This window comes from Thermoanaerobaculia bacterium (genome assembly GCA_035717485.1).
Taxonomy (GTDB): domain Bacteria; phylum Acidobacteriota; class Thermoanaerobaculia; order UBA5066; family DATFVB01; genus DATFVB01.
Map to the genome: position 1 here is coordinate 1 of DASTIQ010000181.1, position 2,781 is coordinate 2,781.

At 67.3% G+C, this 2,781-nt stretch carries 2 protein-coding genes; both read right to left on the reverse strand.

The features are described 5' to 3' along the window. A partial coding sequence (locus tag VFS34_09630) for a PAS domain S-box protein (protein ID HET9794710.1) occupies window positions 1–1,846 on the reverse strand: 1,846 nt, incomplete at its 3' end. Between the two features lie 212 nt (window positions 1,847–2,058). Then, window positions 2,059–2,781, reverse strand: a 723-nt coding sequence (locus tag VFS34_09635; GenBank protein ID HET9794711.1) for a hypothetical protein, incomplete at its 5' end; no start/stop codon positions are given.

Below are 2,781 nucleotides of genomic sequence, written 5' to 3' on the forward strand. Positions count from 1 at the left end.
GAATCTCCGGAAGGATCCCGGCGAGCGGGCGCCCGATCAGGTCCGCCTCGGCGGCGCCGATCAGGTTCTCGAACGCCGGGTTGACCGAAACGAGCGTTCCCGACGCGTCGAGCACGATGATGCCCGCGGAGGAGGAGCGGATCACCCCTTCCTGGAATTCCTGCAGCGAGCGGATCTCGTCCATTCGGCGCTCGAGCGCGCGGTAGAGCTCGGAGTTCTCGAACGCGAGGGAAGCCTGCGCGAGGACGGTCACGAGAAGAGCATGGTCCTCGCTCGAGAGCGGAACGCCCCCTTCCTTCGTTCCCACCGCGAGGGCGCCGACGATCCTCCCGCCGGACTTGAGCGCGAGAAGATGGCGATATCCGTCCTCGTGGAGGCGGAGGAACGTCAGGTCCTCCCCCGAGGGGAAGGTCACCGAACGGATCCGCACGGAATCGGCCGCCGAGAGCTTTTCGACGAGCGCCTCCCGCGCGATCCCGGGCGGAAGCGCGCGGTCGAACAGGAACAGCCGGCAGGGAGACACCTTCAGCGCGTCCGAAACGGACGACGCGAGCGCTTCGGCCAGGAGGGCGGTGTCGCGGACGCCGCGCCATTCGCGCGAGAAGTCGAGGAGCGCGCGGCGCGCGCGGTAGGTCTCGCCGTACTGGAACCGTTCGATCGCGTTCGAGAAACGCCTCTTGACGGGGACGAGGAGCGACGCGAGGAAGAGACCCGACCCGAACGCCAGGAGGTTCTTCGCTTCCGAGGCGAACCCGACGAGAACGCGGTTCAGGAGCGTATTGACGAGGACGAACGAAGCCGCTCCCAGGAAGACGGCCGCGGTCGTTGCGACGGCCTCGCGGGCGAAGATGTCGACGTCCCACAGCCGCCAGCGCCACAGCGCGTAGGCGAAACCGAGCGGCACGAAGACGAGCGGAACGACTCCGGCGCACGCCGCCCAGGTGCTCGAAAGCCCGAAGGCGCGGGGAATCGCGTAGAGCAGGAGAAACGGCGAGAGCCCGAACGTCGTCCCGAGAGCGATCCACCGCGCCTGCCGCTGCGACGACGCGTCGGACGGGTTTCGCGCGGCGTTCACGATCCGCACGATGGCCGCCGCCGTGTAGGCGGCGAAGTAGAAGAGCCAGAAGCGCTCGAGGAACTCCACCCCGAACGAGAGCCGGGCGGGAGAAACCGCTCCGGGAATCGAGATCGCGAGCTGACCGGCGAGATACAGGGCCGGGACCGCGTAGACGGCCGCGGCCCGGAACCGCGCGCGGCGGGGAAAGACGAGGAAGAAGTGCAGCAGGAGGGCCGGAGCCAGCGCGCGGTAGGCGTCCTCCGAGAGCCAGATCGCCTTCCAGACGCCGTCGACGGGGCCGGAAGGCGTGAGAACGTCGATCGCGAACGAGCTCACGCAGAAGAGCGTGAAGAGCTGCGTCGGGGTGGTCCTCTCGCGGCCGAGGGTGACGAGCCCGATCAGCAGGTAGAGGATGCCGACGAACGCGAGGAAGAGATAGGGGAGATCGACGTGCGGCGCCGGCGCTCCGCTGGCGGCGGCCGCGACTTCGTTCCCGCGGACGACCGCGAGCGCATGGGGGAACGGCGGCCGGGAGAGAACGCCGATCGGATCGGGGATCCCCGCGACCGGCTGGCCGTCGATCAGGACGATGCGGTCGCCCGCGCGAAGCGAGGAATCCGTCGATTCGGGATCCGGGGGTGTGATGACCTCGACCTCGCCTCGCGCGGCGCGGGCGTTCATTTCGAGCCGCGAAAACGATTCGATCTTTCGCTGGAAGGAAAGAAAGGCGACGGCGAGGGTCCCGCCGAGGAAGAGGAGGAAAACCGCTCCTCCGAGCCATTTCCTCATCTCTCTCATTCGCCGGACTCGATCAGCAACGGAAGTGCCACCAGTCCGGCAATCTGGATCGGTGACAACATCCTTTTTTGCAAGCGCTTACCCCGCGATCTCCCAGCATGTTTCCTCGGCGAATCCAAGCATTCGGACGCCATCCGGAAATTTGGAAACCCTGACTGATCAGAAATTGGTGGCGGCAGACTGGATGAGCGCCGGAAGGAAGGTCAGAACGAGATCGAGAGACCGCCCATCAGCCGGTGCCTCAGGAGCGCGGTCTCCTCCACGGCCGGATCGGCGACCGGAGTCGTGTTGCTCTCGAACGAGACGATGAGGCGCCAGGCGGATCCGAAGGGATCGAAGCCCAGAACGGTGAGATCCTGCCCGACCGAGATTCGGAGCATCTCGGAATCGTTCTCGGCGCGGGAAGCGTCGCTCTGCAGAACCTGTCGGACGCGGCGCATCGCGCACGAGACGTCCGTTCGCGTCGGCCGGAGCGTCAGGGACGCGCTGCCCGCGTAATACTTGCCGTCGCTCGACGTGAGCGCGAATGCCTGCTGCGAAGGCGCGGCGATCCGTCCACCGATCCGTCCCGTCTCCGCCGTCAGCGCGGCGTCGAAGAGCTCCGAAAGGCGGGCGGAAGCGGACCCGGAGAGCTTCTCCAGGCGATTTCCGTCGAAAAGATAGATGCTGCCGACGTCGACGAGGAGATCGCCGTCGAAGTAGAGCCGGAGCGGCTCGGCGATGTCCGAAGCGCTCGCGCGAAGCTCGAGCCGCCCGTCGCGCGCGGATCCGACCGACAAGGCGGCGGAAACGTCCGACGAAGTCGCCGACTGCCATTCGTCTCCGGAAACGACGCGCGGAGCCGCCGCCGCGAGGGCCGAAGGCGCGGACGAAGAAATTCCACGGGCTCCCGAAACCACGAGGGAGGCGTCCGGCCCGAGCCGGAG